Here is a 383-nt window from a genome sequence, read left to right on the forward strand (position 1 = left end):
TAATGACTGCAGCGTGACCAAACCAGCTATCAAAGAGAATCGTGTTTGCTTTTAAACGGTTTAAAGGTAGCGCATTAAGTAAATCAAACATGGTTTCTGTTGCTTTCTTTTGAGCTTCTTGACGGCGCTTATATCCAACGGTCCGTTTGTCTACTCGCTCATCTGCTTCACTTAAGCGATTGGCTTTCTTTTTGGAGCTGAGAAAAGATTTTGCCAACGGAATAAAGGTGAGACCATCACTCCAACCTAGAGTAAGCATACGAAAGCCTTTCATATATTTTCCGCTCGCATGATCATAGTTTTTAGCTAACAACTCGACTTTTTTGCTTCGATTACGGCTAAACATGGAATCATCCAGAATAAGTACCCGTTCATTGTCCTCT

Annotated in this window: 1 protein-coding gene; it reads right to left on the reverse strand. The window is 40.7% G+C overall.

Annotated features, from left to right (window positions below):
• Window positions 1-346: transposase (locus ACYQ4S_RS12405; RefSeq protein ID WP_459771482.1), on the reverse strand; the 346-nt coding region annotated here is incomplete at its 3' end.
• Window positions 347-383 lie beyond the last annotated feature (37 nt).

This window comes from Alkalibacterium sp. s-m-28, assembly GCF_054658175.1.